Genomic DNA, 16,568 nt, shown 5'->3' with positions numbered 1-16,568 from the left:
ACGGGGGGGGGCGGGGGGGGGGGGGGGGGGGGGGGGGGGGGGGGGGGGGGGGGGGGGGCGGGGCCCGCCCCCCCCCCCCCCCCCCCCCCACGCCCGCCACCAGGTCGTACACGTCGAATGCCTGGACCCGGCGGACACCCCGCGCTTCGCCGAACTGGGCGTGGTCGCCTGCATGCAGCCCCGGCACGCCGCGCCCGAGATCGCCGGACCGGGCCAGGACTGGGCCGAGAACGTCGGCGCCGACCGCTGGCACAAGGCCTGGCCGCTGCGCAGCCTGCAGGAGGCGGGCGCGGTCCTCGCCTTCTCCAGCGACTGGAACGTCGCCGAGATGGACCCGATGATCGGCATCTACACCGCCGTCACCCGCCGCCCGCTCGGCGGCGGCGAACCCTGGGGCCCGCAGGAGACCATCGACGTCGAAACCGCCGTCCACGGCTACACCATGGGCTCGGCCTACGCCAACTTCCTGGAGGACGAACGCGGTTCACTCACCCCCGGCAAACTCGCCGACTTCGTCACCCTCTCCCGGGACATCCTCCGCACAGCCCCGGAGAACATCCCGGGAACGGTGGCGGAGACCGTGGTGGTGGGAGGAAAGGTGACCCACTCGGCCGCCTGAGTCTCTACCGGCGGGGCAGCCGGGCAATCTGCCCCGCCGCCCATCGTCCACCGGCCGGGGCCGCCGGCTGCCTCACCCGCCCTCGGGGGCCCGCCGCTCCGTCAGCCACGGGAATCCCGCCGCCACCGTCCGGATGCCCCGTACCGCCAGCTCGGCCGGTGACTCCTCGCTCTCGCCTGCCGCCCATACCTCGACCGCGGCCCGCAGCGCACCGTCCGCCGCGGCCGCGGTCAGGCGCACCTCCAGCGGTCCGGCCGTGGTCGTCCGGGCCAGCACCTCGATCAGCGCCAGCTCGGACTCATGGTGCGCGCGGTGCCACACCGCGCGCAGCGCCGGGTTGTCCTGCATCGCGTGCAGCAGCCCCCGCGTCCACTCCAGCGCCTCCTCGGCCCGCGCGCCGGTGGGGGTCAGCGCCGCACGGGCCGCCCGCTCCAGCACGTCGCCCAGCGGCAGCTCCGGCTCCCGTGCGGCCAGCTCCGCCAGCCCCTCGGCCCAGTCCCGTACGCCACCGGTCAGCATCGGCGCGACCGCGTCCTCCTTCGTCCGGAAGTAGCGGTAGAAGGTGCGCGGCGCGACGCCCGCCGCGCGGGCGATGTCCTCGGCGGTGACGGCGGCGCCGCGCTCGGCGAAGAGCGCCGCCGCGGTACGGGCGATCTCCAGCTCGGTCGCGGCCTTGCGGCGCTCGGTGAGAGACGGGCGGGCGGCGGGTGCGGTGGGCATGGGCCGAGTCTACGTACCTGTACGTCAAGGTGGCGCGATATGCGTGTGTGGCACAGTGTGCCACTTAGGCGTACTGTGAAAACGCGGCTCGACGGTGAGCCGCGAGTGAACGAGAAGGAGAACGCCCATGCACGCCCTGAACCGCTTCGAGGGCCGCCGTGTACTGATCACCGGCGGTGGGTCGGGCATCGGCCGGGCCACCGTCCACCGGGTCCTCGCGGAGGGCGGCCGGGTCGTGGCCGCGGACGTCAGCGAGGAGGGTCTGAAGGGCACCGCCGGGCAGGCCGCCACCGACGGCACCGCCGACCGGCTCACCACCGCGGTCCTGGACATATCCGACGAGGCCGCGGTCGCCGCCGGCGTGGCATCCGCCGTGGAGGCGCTGGGGGGCCTGGACGTGCTCGTCAACGCGGCCGGCATCCTGCGCTCCGAGCACACCCACAAGACCACCCTGGACTTCTGGAACCGGATCATCACGACCAACCTGACCGGCACGTTCCTGATGATCCGCGAAGCGCTGCCCACCCTGCTCACGGGCGAGAAGCCGGTGATCGTCAACTTCAGCTCCACCTCCGCCTCGTTCGCGCACCCGTACATGGCGGCGTACGCGGCGAGCAAGGGCGGCATCCAGTCGATGACCCACGCCATCGCCAGTGAGTACGGCAAGCAGGGGCTGCGCGCGGTGTGCGTCGCGCCCGGCTCCATCGCCAGCGGCATGACGAGCGGCCGGGGCCCCGGGCTGCCGGAGGACGCAGACATGAGCCTGTTCGTGAAGCTGGCCCCGGCCATCGGCGAGGGCTTCGCGGGCCCGGAGACGGTCGCGGGCGTCATCGCGATGCTGGCCTCCGAGGACGGCGCCTTCGTCACGGGCACGGAGCTCCGGATCGACGGCGGCACACACATGTGAGCCGCCGTTCGGGGGCGGGCTGTTCGGGGGCCGGCCCGCCCCGTATCCCTGTCCCTACTGCCGCGCCTCGCTGCGGTCGACCGTGCCCCGGCCCACCGAGAGCGCCGCGAAGAGCAGCGTCAGCGCCGCGGCGACCACCGCCCAGGCCGCGAGCACCAGCAGCGGCCCGGTCAGCGCCTGCCCGTCGAAGTACGCGATCGAACGCGCCGCCCAGGTGCCCGCGCCCGGCGGCAGCGCGGGACCGATGGCGTGCCAGAAGGGCGGCAGCAGCGGATACGGGTACGCGCCGCCCGCACTGGGATTGCCCCCGATCACGACCACGAGGATCGTCAGCCCGATCCCGACGATCCCGGCGATGCCCTGGAACGCGAGGGTCGCGGCGCCCACCGCGAACACGATCAGCGCGCCCAGCCCCCACAGCGCCACCACGCTGCCGGGCAGCGCCCCGAGCACCGGACCGATGACGAGCGCCCCGGCCAGCCCCGCCAGCACCGAGTACAGCAGCAGCGTGCCGAGCCGGATGACGGCCCGCCGGCCGTTGGTGGGGCGCGCCCCGTAGCTGATCGCGAGGATCGCGGCGCACAGGTAGCCGCCCACGCACCACCCCACCACCAGGTAGAACGACGACAGCCCGCGGGCGTCCTGCGGGTCCGCCGGGGCCACGTCGGTGGTCCGGACCGTCCGCCCCTCCGCCTGCTCCGCCTTGGTGAGGACCTTCTGGACCGCGTCGGAGAGCGCGCTGCCGCTGCCGCCGGCGACCAGCAGCTCGTCCTGCTTGCCGCGCGGGTCGTACACCAGCGCCCCGTCGATCTCCCGGTCCTTCAGCTGCCGGACGGCCTCACCCCGGGACGCGGCAGGGCGCGCGTCGAGCGGCGAGCCCGCCATCCCGTCCAGCTTCGCGACCAGCTGTCCGCGCGCCTGCGGGGGCGCGACGACCGCGAAGGCCACGTCCCTGGGCTTGGGGGAGTGGAAGGCGCCCGCGTACGAGGCGATGAACGCGGCCGTCAGCGCCAGCACCCCGATGATCAGCAGTGCGGCCCGCGCCGACACCGCGTCCCGCAGCTCTCCGGCGAAGGTCCTGCGGGTGCCGTCGCCGCCGCCTCCGGTGCCGGCCCCGCCCTCGGCCCCGGTGCCGGTACCGCCGTCCGCTGTGGCCATGTGCCGCTCCTCGTATTCGTAGCGATTCGTCACATATCTTCCGTTTTGCGAGGGAGATATGCGGACGGGCGGGCATATCCCGGCGCGTCGCGTGGGCACCTGCGTGCGAGCGTGTTCGTACGAACGTTCGAAGAAAGCGTTATGGTGGAAGTGAGACGGGGGATGCAAGAGAAGTCAGGGGGTGCTCACGCGGTAGGAGGTGCGAATGTCCCGGTTCACGCACCTGCACACCGCATCGGGATTCTCCGTGCGGTACGGCGCCTCACACCCCGAACAGCTCGCCGAGCGCGCCGCCGAACGCGGCATGGACGCCCTCGCCCTCACCGACCGGGACTCCCTCTCCGGCGCCGTACGCTTCGCCAAAGCCGCCGCCGAAGCCGGCATCCGCCCCCTCTTCGGCACCGAACTGGCGATCGGCGCACCCCAGCCGGAACCCACCCCCACCACCCGCCGCCGCACCCCCGTACGCGGCGGAGCCTTCATCGACGAATCAGCCCCCCGCGCCGTCTTCCTCGCCCGCGACGGCGCCCGCGGCTGGGCCACCCTCTGCCGCCTCGTCTCCGCCGCACACGCCACCGACCGCGAACGCCCCCTCCTCCCCTGGGAAGCCCTCACCGCCGGAACGGACGGACACACCACCGGCACCACAGGCATCACCGGAACCACCGACGACATCCACCGCGCCGCTGCCCACCTCGGCGACCCCACCGACGGCGTCCTCGTCCTCCTCGGACCCGACTCCGACATCGGCCGCGCCCTGGCCGCCGGCCGCCCCGACCGCGCCGCCCGCCTCCTCGCCCCCTGGCGCGAGCTCTACGGCGACGCACTCCGCCTCGAAATCGTCCACCACGGCCGCACCGGCACCGGCCCCGGCTCCCTCCGGCTCGCGGCCCGCACCCTCGGCTTCGCCGTCGACCAGGGCATCCGCGCCGTCCTCAGCAACGCCGTCCGCTACGCCGACCCCGGCCAGGGCCCCGTCGCCGACGTCCTCGACTCCGCCCGCCGCCTCGTACCCATCGACCGCCACCGCCCCGAAGCCCGCGACAGCGGCGAACGCTGGCTCAAGGGCGCCGACACCATGGCCCGCACCGCCGAACGCGTCGCCGAAGCCGCCGGCCACCGCCGCGACACCGCCCACCGACTGCTCACCATGACCGAGGAAACGGCGGGGGAGTGCCTGGTCGACCCCCAGGACGACATCGGACTCGGCACCGTCCACTTCCCCGAACCCCGCCTCGTCGGCGCCGCACACCGCACCGCCTCCCGCGTACTCGGCTCACGCTGCGCCGCCGGAATGGTCCGCCGCGGCCACGACCGCGGCCCGGCGGCCCGCACCTACTGGGAACGCCTCCACCGCGAACTGGACATCATCGACCACCACGGCTTCGCGTCCTACTTCCTCACCGTCGCCCAGGTCGTCGAGGACACCCGACGCCTCGGCATCCGCGTCACCGCCCGCGGCTCCGGCGCCGGCTCCCTCGTCAACCACCTCCTCGGCATCGCACACGCCGACCCCGTCGAACACGGCCTCCTCATGGAACGCTTCCTCTCCAAGCGCCGCGCCGTCCTCCCCGACATCGACATCGACGTGGAATCAGCGCGCCGCCTGGAGGTCTACCGCGCGATCTTCGACCGCTTCGGCGCCGAACGCGTCGCCACCGTCGCCATGCCCGAGACCTACCGCGTACGGCACGCCGTACGCGACGTCGGCGCGGCACTCGGCATGGACCCCGCCGAAGTGGACCGGATCGCCAAGGCCTTCCCGCACATCCGCGCCCGCGACGCCCGGGCCGCCCTGGAAGAACTGCCCGAACTGCGCGACCTCCGCGAGAACCCGCCGCCCCCGCCCTTCTGGGACCTGGTGGAAGGCCTGGACGCACTGCCGCGGGGCATGGCCATGCACCCGTGCGGCGTACTGCTCTCCGACGCCACGCTGACCGCACGCACCCCCGTGGTCCCCACCGGCGGCGAAGGCTTCCCCATGTCCCAGTTCGACAAGGAGGACGTCGAAGACCTCGGCCTGCTCAAACTCGACGTACTCGGCGTACGGATGCAGTCCGCGATGGCCCACGCCACCGCCGAGATCGGCCGCGCCACCGGCCGCCCGGCACCCGACCTCGACGACCCGGCGCAGGTACCGCCCGGCGACCCCGCCACGTACGGCCTGATCCGCTCCACCGAAACCCTCGGCTGCTTCCAGATCGAATCGCCGGGCCAGCGCGACCTGATCGGCAGGCTCCAGCCCGCCACCTTCCACGACCTGGTCGTCGACATCTCCCTCTTCCGCCCCGGACCCGTCGCCGCCGACATGGTCCGGCCCTTCATCGAATCCCGGCACGGCCGCAAACCCATCCGCTACCCCCACCCCGACCTGGAGGAAGCCCTGCGCGAGACCTACGGAGTCGTGGTCTTCCACGAACAGGTCATCCGCATCATCGACCGCATGACCGACTGCGGCCTCGACGAGGCCGACCGGATACGCCGCGGCCTGTCCGACCCCGAATCGCAGGGCCGCATCCGCGTCTGGTTCGCCGAACAGGCCGCCCAGCACGGCTACTCCACCGAGGACATCGCCCGCACCTGGGAGATCATCGAGGCGTTCGGCTCGTACGGCTTCTGCAAGGCGCACGCGGTGGCCTTCGCCGTACCGACCTACCAGTCCGCCTGGCTCAAGGCCCACCACCCGGCCGCCTTCTACGCCGGACTGCTCACCCACGACCCCGGCATGTACCCCAAGCGACTCCTCCTCGCCGACGCCCGCCGCCGCGGCGTCCCGATCCTCCCGTTGGACGTGAACCACTCCGACGTCGCTTATCGAATCGAACTGGTGTCTGGTGAATCTCGCCCAACTGTGACCGAACCGCACGTTGAGCCGCACGTTGAGCCGCACGTCGAAGCGCACGCCGAGCCGCACGTCGGGCCGTACGCCGAACTGCACGCCGAGCCGCATGCCGAAGCGCTTGTTGCGGGCGTTGCGGGCGTTGCGGGCGTTGCGGGCGTTGCGGGCGTTGCGGGCGGTGGAGCACGTGCCGCGCGTACCGACTCGCGCGTTGCGGGCGGTGGAGCACGTGCCACGCGTACCGACTCGCGCATTGCGGGCGCCGAATCGCGTACCGCTCGCACCGGATCGCGCATGCCGGGGGAGCGCGTGGCGGCAGCCTCCGGCGCAGCCGGCCGGTGGGGGCTGCGCCTCGCACTCTCCGAAGTGCACGGCATCAGCGAGGCGGAGGCCGACCGGATCGCCGCCGGCCGCCCCTACACCTCCCTCCAGGACCTCTGGCGCCGCGCTCGCCCCGGCCGCCCCGTACTCGAACGCCTCGCCAGGGTCGGCGCGCTGGACTCCTTCGGCGCCAACCGCCGCGACCTGCTGCTGCACATCGCCGAACTGCACCGCCAGCAGCGGGGCGCACCGGCCGACACCCAACTCCCGCTGTCCGCGGCGGCGTTGGCACCGGCCGGGCTCCCGGACCTGAGCGACGCCGAACGCCTCAGCGCCGAACTGGGCGTACTCGGCATGGACGCCTCCCGGCACCTGATGGGGGACCACATCCAGTTCCTGAACGAGCTGGGAGTACTCCCCGCCAAGCGGCTGCGCGAAGCCCGGCACGGCGACACGGTCCTGGTCGCCGGGGCCAAGGCGGCCACCCAGACACCCCCGATCCGCTCCGGGCGGCGGGTCATCTTCACCACCCTCGACGACAGCACGGGGCTGGTCGACTGCGCCTTCTTCGACGACAGCCACGAGACATGCGCCCACACCGTCTTCCACTCCTGGCTGCTGCTGGTACGCGGCACGGTCCAGCGCCGTGGCCCGCGCAGCCTCAGCGTGGTCGGCACGGCGGTCTGGAACCTGGCGGAACTGGCGGAACTGCGGGGGCGGGGTGGGCTTCGGGCGGTTACGGCTCATCTGGCTTCCCATCCCCCCCTCCCCCCGCCCCCCACCACCCCCACCCCCGGCCCACCCTCCACCTCCACCCCAGCCCCCGCGCCCACCCCACCCCCCGGGTCCGCCCCACCCCCCGGGGCCGCCCCGGTCCCCACCTCCGCCCCGGTCCCCGCGGCCGCTCCGGCGTACGTCGCCGCCGGGGGCAATCCCGGTGCGCGCGTCACCGGTCACCCCCACAGCCGGAGCGGCTCCGCCGACCGTGAGCTGTACGCTGCCGCCGAACCCGGCACCGCTCCGGCCGGCCCGGGCGGCGCCCCGGCCAGCCCCGGCGGTGCCCCGGCCGCCCCCGAAGGTGTCCCGGTCGACCCCCGAGGCGCTGCCACCCCCGGAGGTGTCCCGGCCACCTTCGCCCCGGCGGCGGCAGCGGCATCCGATGACTCCGCGTCCCCGGGCGACGAGCGGGTCATCCGTCTGCCCACCGGCTACACCCTGCATCCGTGGGCCGACCTCCAGCCCGCGGGCGAACGCGCCGCCACCGGCCGCAAGCTCTGGCACGCCAGCCCAGGGAGCGCAGGATGACCACCTACCGACGCCTCTCTCCCTCACCTCCTTCCGTTGGTTCTTCCATGAACGCTCCGGCGGATGTCGCCGGCGCTCCGTCCCCCGCGACCCGGGGCACCCGGCCCGGAGCCGCCGCGCTGTACGTACGTTTCCTCCCTGCCGCTCCTGCCGCTCCTGCCGCTCCTGCCGCTCCTGCCGCTCCTGCCGCTCCTTCCGGTCCCGCTGGTCCGGTTGATCCCGCTGGTCCGGCCGGCGCTGCCGCTCCGGGCGAAGCGGTGTCGCAGGCTGCCCCTGCCCCTGCCCCTGCTCCGGGTGCCGCTTCCGGAGCGGCCGCTGCCTCTTCCCGTGGGAGGAAGTCGGCCGTCCCTCCCCTCGGAGAGGAGACGTACGAGCGGCTGATCTCGCTGCTGGGGGAGTTCACCCCCGTGGTCGAGGCGCTGCCGCCCGATGCCGCGCTCGCCGATGTGCGCGGTGCGCAGCGGTACTTCGGCCGGGATGCCGCCGGCATCGCCGAGCTGCTCCGGTTGCGCGCCCTGGCCTGGTACGACGTCGAGTGCGCCATTGGTATCGCCGGTAACCCCCTGCTCGCTCGGATGGCCGCCCAGGACGCGGCACCCGGGGAGATCCACGTCGTCCCCGGTGACCCCGAGGGCGTCGCGGCCTTCCTGGACCGCAGGCCCGCCGCCGCTCTGTACGGCATCGGCCCCGCGGCGGCCCGTGCCCTGTGCTCGTACGGGCTCGACAGCGTCGGGCGGATCGCCGCGGCACCGCCCGCCACCCTGCAGCGCATCCTCGGCTCGAAGGCCGGCCGTCGGGTGTACGAGCGGGCTCGTGGTGTCGATCCGACGCCGGTGACCCCGAACGCCCCGGCCCGCTCGATGGCCGCCGAGCACCGTTTCGCCCACGACGAGCTGGACGAGGCACGGCGCCGCAGGGCGCTGCTCTCGCTCGCGGACGAACTCGGCTCCCGGATGCGCACCGGCGGTCAGGTGGCAGGTGCGCTCACGCTCACCGTTCGCTATGCCGACCGCTCCACCACGACCCGCACTCGCCGGCTGGCCGAGCCGACCGCGCACGGGCCCGCGCTGACCGAGGTCGCCTACGCGTTGCATACCGCGCTCGGTCTGCAACGCGCGCGCGTCCGTGCGGTGGCGCTGCGGGCCGAGGACCTCTGCCGGGCCGAACGCGCCGCTCGTCAGCTGTCGTTCGACCCGGCGGACGACAAGGCCCGTCGTATCGAAGCCGCTGTCGACCGCGCCCGTACCCGCTTCGGTCCGCAGGCCGCCCGTCCCGCCGCCGCGTGGGCCGCCCCCGCGTCGGCCGCCCCCGTGCGTGCCGGGAGCCATCGGCTCTACGGTCAGCCGTACAGCCGCTCGGCGTACCGCGGGCCGTAGTGGGCCTCCAGGGCTTCGAGCGAAAGGTCCGAGGCCTCCAGGGTCTTGCATATTCGGGCCCGGGAGGAGACTGCTTCGGGATGCCAGGTCTCCGCCCGCCACAGGGCGGAGCGGAGGAACGCCTTCGGGCAGTGGTGGAAGACCTCTTCGATCTCCACGAGCAGTGCGAGCGCCGGGCGGTGGCCGTTGACGACCAGGTCGTCGAAGAAGGGGGCGTCGCGCAGCAGTCGGGCGCGTCCGTTGATGCGGAGAGTGTCGTTGCGGCCGGGGACGACGTACGCCAGCCCCACGTGCGGGTTGGCCAGCACGTTGAGGAAGCCGTCGACGCGCTTGTTGCCGGGGCGGTCGGGGATGACGATCGTGGTGTCGTCCAGTACGAGGGTGAAGCCCGCGGGGTCTCCCTTGGGGGAGACGTCGCACCGTCCCTCCGCGTCGGCCGTGGCGACCAGGCAGAACGGGGAGTTGGCCAGCCACTGCCGGTCCAGCTCGTGCAGCGCGGGGCGGATCTTGTGGGCGGCGCGGTCGTTCGGCTTGCCGACCAGGTCGCGCAGTTCCGCTACGGAAGTGACCTCTACCAGGCCCTTCAGCGGTCGGCTTTCGCCTGCCCGTTCCGCTGTCCCGGCCGGTGTTGTACCCGCGGAGGGTGCGCGCACGGGCGTTGCGGTCGCGGCTGCTGCCGCGGATGCGGGTGAGGTGTCGACCGACTCCGGTTCCACTGACGTTGTTTCCACTGCTGTATCCCCCTGTCACAGCGGGCCCGCGTGGCTCGCGGGCGGCGTGGAAATGACTCTACGCCGGGTCGCCGACAGCGGTCGGAGCCTGTGGATAACCCGTACGTCCGGTGAGAATCGTGTGGCACTTCTTTCACCGTCGCACGACTGGACCCTCGGATCTACCCGGTCGTAACTTGACGGTCAGTCACAGCGTTGAGCCATGCGATCCGGATCGCAGGTGATGACTCGGCGAGCACTTCGGAGTCCCCTCACCTCCCGCAAGGAGCATCGCATGAACACGTCCACGCACCGATCGCTGTCCTGGAGACGTGCGGCCACCGCCGTCTCCGCCCTCGCTCTCGCCCTCGGCGCCGCCACGGCGGCCACCCCCACAGCGGCAGCCGCCGGCCGGCCGGACGCCGCCGCGAGCAACGTCGTCTCCGCCGGCTGGAACGACTACTCCTGCAAGCCGTCCGCCGCCCACCCCCGCCCCGTCGTCCTCGTTCACGGCACCCTCGGCAATTCCGTGGACAACTGGCTCGCCCTGGCGCCCTACCTCGTCGCCCGCGGCTACTGCGTCTTCTCCCTCGACTACGGGCAACTGCCCGGCGTCCCCCTCTTCCACGGCCTCGGCCCGATCGACAAGTCGGCCGAGCAGCTCTCCGCGTACGTCGACCGGGTGCTGGCCGCGACGGGCGCGGAGAAGACCGACCTCGTGGGCCACTCGCAGGGCGGCATGATGCCGCGCTACTACCTCAAGTTCCTCGGCGGCGCGGCGAAGGTGAACGCCCTGGTCGGCATCGCGCCCGACAACCACGGCACCGACGTGAACGGGCTGACCCGGCTCCTGGACCAGGTCCCGGGTGCCAAGAAGTACCTCGAATCGTTCGCGCCGGGCCTCAACGACCAGATCGTGGGCTCGGACTTCCTCAACCGCCTCAACGAGGGCGGCGACACCGTGCCCGGCGTGCGCTACACGGTCATCGCGACCAAGTACGACGAGGTCGTCACCCCGTACAAGAGCCAGTTCCTGAACGGCCCGAACGTGCGGAACGTGCTGGTCCAGGACCTGTGTCCGACCGACTTCTCCGAGCACGTGATCATCGGCCTGGCCGACCGGGTCGCTTTCCACGAGACGGCCAACGCCCTGGACCCGGCCCACGCGACACCGACGACCTGCTTGTCACCCTGACCGGCAGTACTCCCCTCTCCATACCGGTACCACTGACGGTGCGCTGCTCCTCGTGGAGCAGCGCACCGTCGGGCTGTTGGCGCCGGTCGGCCTCAGCCGCCGTTGCGGGCGGCCTTGCGGCGGGCGACGGCGAAGAGCACCGAGGCGCCCAGCGCCAGCACGGCCGCTCCGCCGATGGCCAGTGGCCCGGTCGAGCTGTCACCACCGGTCTCCGCGAGCTCCGTGGTCACCTCCTTGCCCGAAGAACCGGCGGGGCGCGCGCCCTCCGTGGCCGCCCGGGTGTCCTCGCCCGAGTGCGTGGTGCTGCCCGCGTCCGGGTGCGCGCCGCCGTCCGCGTGCGTGCCCTCGTTCGCGCCGCCGTGATGCATGTGGGTCATGGACGACTTGTCCGCGCCGACCGCGAGCTGCTGCTCGGTCGGGGCGGTGGCGGCAGGCGCCGACGCGGCCTCCGAGCGAGTCTCCTCGCCGTTCCCCGCCGCGGTGCCCGAGCTGCCGCCGTCCTTGCCGAAGACCACGTCCGAGCAGGTGTAGAAGGCTTCGGGGCTGTCCGAACGCTGCCAGATGCTGTAGATCAGGTGGCGGCCGGAGCGGGCCGGGACGTTGCCCTCGAAGACGTAGTCACCGTTGGCCAGCTCGGGGTCGGTGACCTTCGCGAACGGCTTCTCCTCCAGGTCCGACCACTTCAGGGGCTTGCTCGGGTCGTAGCCGCCCTTCGTGATGTACAGCTCGAACGTCCCCTTGTGCGGCGCGGTGGCCTTGTACCGGAAGGAGTGCGCACCCGCCGCCATCTTGCTCGCCGGCCAGTCGGCACGCGCCAGGTCCAGGCCCTTGTACTCCTCGCTGTTCGCGCTGCACAGCTTGCCGTCCGGGATGCGTGTCCTGGACTGGCCGCCCGCCGCGCCGTCCCGTACGCCGTTCCAGTCGTACAGGGCCTGCACGCCGCCCGCCGCGACCATCGCCTTGCAGGCGGCGGAGTCCGGGGACTCCGGGCCTTCGGCGTAGCACGCGGAGATCCGGCTCACCGGGTCCGTCATCGAGCCGTGCGCGGCCGCCGGGTGCGCGGCGAACACGGTGAGGGCGAGCGGGGCGAGGCCGGCGACGGCTATCCCTGTGGCCTTGCGGAGAACGGTCATTGTGGGGGCTCCTTCATCACGTACGGGGAGGTGCGCGTGGCGGAGCCGCCGCTGTACGCCTGTGCCGTCCCCCGGGAAGCGGCACCGGTGTGCGGCGACTCCGCCCGGCGGGCAGCACGCTAGCCGCGCCGACCAGCGAATTCGCCGTCCGGAGCGGCACTACGGCGATCTTTAGGGGTGGCTTAAGGAACCGCTCAGTGGTGATTAAGTCCTGCGGTGGGGACCACGACTTCGCGGGAGTGACGCCGACTTCGGCCCCGAGTCAGGCTCCGGACCCGGCACCGTCTTCTTCGGCTCCCTCGGGGAGCGAGCGGCGACGCATCCGAAAGGCGACGGGTCAGGCGATCCACCGGTAACGACGTTCGGGGCGGCCCGTGCCCCCGTAGCGGAGCGAGACCTCCGCCTGCCCGGTGCCCGTGAAGTACTCCAGGTAGCGCCGCGCGCTCACCCGGGACAGCGCACCCGCCGCGGCGCACTCCGAAGCCGAGAGCCCGTCCTCGTGCTGCCGCAGCGTCCGTTCGATCAGCTCCGCCGTATGGGCGGCGAGCCCCTTGGGCAGACCTCTGGAGGCGCGCGGACGAGTGCCGAAGATCTGGTCCACGTCCTCCTGGCTGGCGTCGCCCAGCCGCTCCAGCCGCGCGCGCACTGAAGCCACGTGCCGCAGCTGCTCCTGAAGGGAAGCACGGTCGAACGGCTTGATGAGGTAGTGCAGCGCACCGGCCCGCAGGGCGTCCCGTATGACGTGCGCGTCGCGCGCCGCGGTGATGAACAGCGCGTCGGCGTGCGTGCCGCCCTCCAGGGCCCGCAGCTGCCGCAGCACACTGATGCCGTCCATGTCCGGCAGGTAGACGTCCAGCAGGAGGAGGTCGGGACGGAGCCGCTCGGCCGCGCGCAGCACCTCGGCACCCGTGTGCGCCACCCCGGCCACCGTGAAGCCCTCCGTGGCGTTCACGTAGTGGCTGTGCAGCTTGGCCACCATGAAGTCGTCGTCGACGACCAGCACTTTGGTCATCGAACGATCCCTCCCATGACCACAACATTCACAACGACCCTTAATACCGGAAGCGAGACGCGGAGTTAACCCCCGGGCAACATGTGCCCTCACCACGATCTCCCCCCCCACAGAGCCACGAAGTCACACGCAAGAGAAGGGTGGTGTCATCTGTGCGTGCGCGCACACCCCTCGCCCTCTTGGGGGCGGTTCTGATCGTCCTCCTGGGGCCGCCCCTGCTCACATCGGGCAGCGGCACCGACACCGGTACCAGCATCCCGGGACTGCAGTTCATGGTGCCCAACACGCCGGGCGGCGGCTACGACATCACCGCCCGTACGGCGGCGAAGAGCATCGAGGACGCCGGCCTCAACCACAACGTCGAGGTCTTCAACCTCCCCGGCGCCGGCGGCACGGTCGGCCTCAGCCGCATGGTCAACGAGCACGGCAACGGCAAGCTCGCGATGTCCATGGGCCTCGGCGTCGTCGGCGCCGTCCACACGAACCACTCGCCCTCCGGGCTCGGCGACACGACCCCCATCGCGCGCCTCACCGAGGAGCCGGACATCGTGGTCGTCGCCAAGGACTCCAAGTACAAGACGTTCGAACAGCTCCTCTCGGACTGGAAGAAGAACCCCCGCAAGATGCCGGTCGGCGGCGGCTCCTCGGCCGGCGGCCCCGACCACCTCGCACCGATGCTCATGGCCAAGGCCGCCGGCATCACCCCCAAGTCCGTCAACTACGTGCCCTTCGACGGTGGCGGCGAACTACTCGCCTCCGTGCTGGGCGGCAAGGTGGCCTTCGGGGTCTCCGGCGTCGGCGAGTACCTCGACCAGATCAAGTCCGGCGAGCTGCGCCTCCTGGCCGTCACCGGCCCGAAGCGCGTCAAGGGCCTCGACGCACCCACCCTCAAGGAAGCCGGCGTCGACACCGAGTTCACCAACTGGCGCGGAATCGTGGCGCCTCCAGGGCTCAACGACGTCGAACGCGAGAAGCTGACCCGCCTCTTCACCGAGCTGCACCGCTCCAAGGAGTGGAAGGACGCACTCAAGCGCAACGGATGGAGCGACGCCTTCCTGACCGGCGACAAGTTCGGCAGCTTTCTCGCCGCCCAGGACCGGCGTGTCGACACCGTACTGAAGGAGCTGGGGCTGTGAGCACCGCAGGTACCGATCCCGCCGCGCCACCGAGAGACAGCGGCCTGCGCGCACGACTGCGCGGCCGCTCCGAACTCGGCGTCTGCCTGCTCCTCCTGGTCCTCGGCGTCCTCGTGCTCACCGACGCGATCACGATGGACACCGACATCACCCAGCGCGGCCCCATCGGGCCCACCACCGTCCCGATCGTCGTCGGCGTGCTCCTCCTGGTCGTCGCCGTCCTCCTCGCCGTCGACGTCCTGCGGGGCGGCCGCGGTGAAGCGGAGGGCGGCGAGGACATAGACCTCACCGAACCCGGCGACTGGCGCACCGTCGCCCTCCTGACCGGCGTCTTCCTCGCCAACGCCGTCCTCATCAAGCCCCTCGGCCTCCCGATCTCCGGCGCACTGCTCTTCTGGGGCTCCGCGTACGCACTGGGCAGCCGCAACCTCACCCGCGACCCGCTCATCGCGGCCGTCCTGTCCCTGGTGACCTACGCCGTGTTCAACAACCTGCTGGGCGTGCCACTGCCCGGCGGACCGCTCATGGGGGTGCTGTAAACGATGGACTCCCTGTCCTCACTCATCGACGGCTTCGGTACGGCACTGACCCCGCTCAACCTCCTGTGGGCCGCCATCGGAGTACTGCTCGGCACCGCCATCGGAGTCCTGCCGGGCATCGGCCCCGCCATGGCCGTGGCCCTCCTCCTCCCCGTCACCTACGGGCTCGACCCGACGGGCGCGTTCATCATGTTCGCCGGGATCTACTACGGAGGCATGTTCGGCGGCTCCACCACCTCCATCCTGCTCAACACCCCCGGCGAGAGCGCCGCGGTGGTCGCGGCCATCGAAGGCAACCCCATGGCCCGCGCCGGACGCGGCGCGCAGGCCCTCGCGGCAGCCGCCTGCGGGCACTTCGCCGGCGGCATGATCGGCACGATCCTGCTGGTCGTCCTCGCCCCCACGGTCGCTGCGCTCGCCGTGGACATCGGGGCGCCCGACTACTTCGCCATCATGGTGCTCGCCTTCATCGCCGTCACCTCGGTACTCGGCAGCTCCCGGATCCGCGGCTTCGCCTCCCTGCTCATCGGCCTCACCCTCGGTCTCGTCGGCCTGGACCAGATGACCGGACAGCAGCGGCTGACATTCGGATCGCTCGAACTCGCCGACGGCATCGACGTCGTCATCGTCGCCGTCGGACTCTTCGCCATCGGCGAGGCACTGTGGGTGGCGGCCCACCTCCGGCGCACGTCGGGCGAGTCCATCCCCGTCGGACGCCCCTGGCTGGGCAAGGCCGAGCTGAGGCGCACCTGGAAGCCCTGGCTGCGCGGACCGCTCATCGGCTTCCCCTTCGGCGCGATCCCGGCCGGCGGCGCCGAAATCCCCACCTTCCTCTCGTACGTCACCGAGAAGCGGCTCTCGAAGCACCGCGACGAATTCGGCCGCGGCGCCATCGAAGGCGTCGCCGGACCCGAGTCCGCGTCCTCCGCCTCGGCCGCCGGCACGCTCGTGTCGATGCTGACCCTCGGCCTGCCGACGACCGCCGTCGCCGCCGTCATGCTCGCCGCCTTCCAGCAGTACGGCATCCAGCCCGGTCCCCTCCTCTTCGAACGCGAACCGGACCTGGTCTGGGGCCTGATCGCCTCGCTGTTCGTCGGCATGGTCCTGCTGCTCGTCCTCAACCTGCCACTGGCACCGGTCTGGGCGAAGCTGCTGCGCATCCCGCGCCCGTACCTCTACGCCGGAATCCTCTTCTTCGCGGCGGTCGGCGCGTACGCGGTCGGCGGCGAGCCGCTGGACCTGGTCATCCTGCTGATCATCGGGCTCATCGGACTGGGCATGCGGCGGTACGGCCTGCCGGTGCTGCCCGCCGTCATCGGCGTCATCCTCGGCCCGGCCGCGGAACAGCAACTCCGGCGCGCGCTGCAGATCAGCGACGGCAGCGTCACCGGCCTGGTCAACACCCCGTTCTCGGTCACGGTGTACGCAGTGATCCTGGTGTTGCTGGCATGGCCGTGGATCAAGCGGGCGTTCTCCCGCGCGCGTACCGCGCGCGCGGAGAACTGAGCACCGACGAGACGCCGGCCGGGGCGCCGTCCCGGCCGGCCTGGCGGCCCGCCCCCGGATCTGTCCGGCACTCCGGATCTGTCCGGCGCTCC

13 protein-coding genes (1 of these 13 running past the window's edge) are annotated in these 16,568 nt (G+C 72.3%); 8 read left to right on the top strand and 5 right to left on the bottom strand.

The features are described 5' to 3' along the window. A protein-coding gene (locus tag ACIGQF_RS06415; RefSeq protein ID WP_399706414.1) for an amidohydrolase family protein crosses the window boundary here: on the top strand, positions 1-619 show its 3' portion. It extends 200 nt beyond the left edge of the window; the window shows 619 of its 819 coding nt (coding positions 201-819); its start codon lies off the left edge, out of view; it ends in the stop codon at positions 617-619. A 72-nt stretch (positions 620-691) separates the two neighbouring features. Here the strand turns inward: ACIGQF_RS06415 and ACIGQF_RS06410 are convergent, their stop codons facing one another. Beyond that, complete coding sequence (locus ACIGQF_RS06410; RefSeq protein ID WP_399706183.1) at positions 692-1,339, bottom strand: TetR family transcriptional regulator; 648 nt, start codon at positions 1,337-1,339, stop codon at positions 692-694. A gap of 136 nt (positions 1,340-1,475) precedes the next feature. Between ACIGQF_RS06410 and ACIGQF_RS06405 the strand changes: the two genes are divergently transcribed. Next, positions 1,476-2,246: an SDR family NAD(P)-dependent oxidoreductase gene (locus ACIGQF_RS06405; protein WP_399706411.1), complete on the top strand. Its 771-nt coding sequence runs from the start codon at positions 1,476-1,478 to the stop codon at positions 2,244-2,246. Positions 2,247-2,300: 54 nt separating this feature from the next. On the opposite strand, the gene ACIGQF_RS06400 is transcribed toward ACIGQF_RS06405, so the two are convergent. Continuing rightward, the gene (locus ACIGQF_RS06400) at positions 2,301-3,404 is read right to left on the bottom strand and encodes a DUF3533 domain-containing protein (RefSeq protein ID WP_399706182.1); all 1,104 of its coding nucleotides are present in this window, start codon (positions 3,402-3,404) and stop codon (positions 2,301-2,303) included. A gap of 205 nt (positions 3,405-3,609) precedes the next feature. Here ACIGQF_RS06400 and ACIGQF_RS06395 point away from each other — a divergent pair, with 205 nt between their 5' ends. Together ACIGQF_RS06395 and ACIGQF_RS06390 are read left to right on the top strand one after the other, a co-directional pair. Continuing rightward, positions 3,610-7,869, top strand: coding sequence for a DNA polymerase III subunit alpha (locus ACIGQF_RS06395; protein WP_399706180.1), 4,260 nt, complete (start codon positions 3,610-3,612; stop codon positions 7,867-7,869). Between the two features lie 377 nt (positions 7,870-8,246). Further along, positions 8,247-9,245, top strand: coding sequence for a helix-hairpin-helix domain-containing protein (locus ACIGQF_RS06390; RefSeq protein WP_399706408.1), 999 nt, complete (start codon positions 8,247-8,249; stop codon positions 9,243-9,245). Here the strand turns inward: ACIGQF_RS06390 and ACIGQF_RS06385 are convergent. Further along, positions 9,209-9,823 carry a pyridoxamine 5'-phosphate oxidase family protein gene (locus ACIGQF_RS06385; protein ID WP_399706405.1) on the bottom strand — a complete coding sequence of 205 codons (615 nt, stop codon included), beginning with the start codon at positions 9,821-9,823 and terminating at the stop codon, positions 9,209-9,211. The two genes, ACIGQF_RS06390 and ACIGQF_RS06385, sit on opposite strands and share 37 nt — an antisense overlap. Before the next feature lie 427 nt (positions 9,824-10,250). On the opposite strand from ACIGQF_RS06385, the gene ACIGQF_RS06380 reads away from it, so the two are divergent. After that, positions 10,251-11,150, top strand: coding sequence for an esterase/lipase family protein (locus ACIGQF_RS06380; RefSeq protein WP_399706178.1), 900 nt, complete (start codon positions 10,251-10,253; stop codon positions 11,148-11,150). Positions 11,151-11,242: 92 nt separating this feature from the next. On the opposite strand, the gene ACIGQF_RS06375 is transcribed toward ACIGQF_RS06380, so the two are convergent. Together ACIGQF_RS06375 and ACIGQF_RS06370 are read right to left on the bottom strand one after the other, a co-directional pair. Further along, positions 11,243-12,283: a lytic polysaccharide monooxygenase gene (locus tag ACIGQF_RS06375; protein WP_399706176.1), complete on the bottom strand. Its 1,041-nt coding sequence runs from the start codon at positions 12,281-12,283 to the stop codon at positions 11,243-11,245. 337 nt (positions 12,284-12,620) lie between these two features. Next, entirely contained in the window at positions 12,621-13,295 is a 675-nt protein-coding gene (locus tag ACIGQF_RS06370; RefSeq protein WP_399706174.1) for a response regulator, read from the bottom strand. Between the two features lie 152 nt (positions 13,296-13,447). On the opposite strand from ACIGQF_RS06370, the gene ACIGQF_RS06365 reads away from it, so the two are divergent. From ACIGQF_RS06365 to ACIGQF_RS06355, 3 genes are read left to right on the top strand one after another with little or no spacing between them, the layout of a single operon-like run. Beyond that, positions 13,448-14,431 (top strand): Bug family tripartite tricarboxylate transporter substrate binding protein, encoded by a 984-nt coding sequence (locus tag ACIGQF_RS06365; protein ID WP_399706402.1) that lies wholly within the window; start codon positions 13,448-13,450, stop codon positions 14,429-14,431. Then, positions 14,428-14,970: a tripartite tricarboxylate transporter TctB family protein gene (locus tag ACIGQF_RS06360; RefSeq protein ID WP_399706171.1), complete on the top strand. Its 543-nt coding sequence runs from the start codon at positions 14,428-14,430 to the stop codon at positions 14,968-14,970. Before ACIGQF_RS06365 ends, ACIGQF_RS06360 begins: the two co-directional genes overlap by 4 nt. Before the next feature lie 3 nt (positions 14,971-14,973). Then, positions 14,974-16,476 (top strand): tripartite tricarboxylate transporter permease, encoded by a 1,503-nt coding sequence (locus ACIGQF_RS06355; RefSeq protein ID WP_399706169.1) that lies wholly within the window; start codon positions 14,974-14,976, stop codon positions 16,474-16,476. The last annotated feature ends 92 nt before the right edge of the window (positions 16,477-16,568 follow it).

The organism is Streptomyces sp. NPDC053560 (assembly GCF_044544605.1).
Taxonomy (GTDB): domain Bacteria; phylum Actinomycetota; class Actinomycetes; order Streptomycetales; family Streptomycetaceae; genus Streptomyces.
Note: the sequence above shows the minus strand (reverse complement) of the source record. Positions and strands in the feature narration are given on the sequence as shown.